This is a genomic window from Tepidibacillus infernus (assembly GCF_048898065.1).
Lineage (GTDB): Bacteria > Bacillota > Bacilli > Tepidibacillales > Tepidibacillaceae > Tepidibacillus_B > Tepidibacillus_B infernus.
Window position 1 is genome coordinate 1 of sequence record NZ_JBLWFI010000053.1, and the last position, 255, is coordinate 255.

Consider the following 255-nt stretch of genomic DNA (forward strand, 5'->3'; position numbering starts at 1 on the left):
AGAAGTGGGTGGCAGATATTACGTATATCCATACGCTTAAAGAGGGTTGGTGTTACCTGGCTTCTGTAATGGATTTACATACACATAAAATTGTTGGTTACTCTTTTGCAAAATCGATGACAACAGAACTCGTGATCAAAGCCCTAGCCAATGCTTGTGATACACAACAGCCCAAGGATGGACTTATTCTTCACACCGATTTAGGAACACAATATACGAGTGAAGCATTTGAACAATATGCTAAGTCTCAAGGCA

The 255-nt window shown here is 40.0% G+C and carries 1 protein-coding gene; it reads left to right on the forward strand.

Annotation, left to right across the window (positions count from 1 at the left end; genetic code table 11):
• Positions 1–255, forward strand: a 255-nt coding sequence (locus TEPIDINF_RS14965; protein WP_421692406.1) for a DDE-type integrase/transposase/recombinase, incomplete at both ends; no start/stop codon positions are given.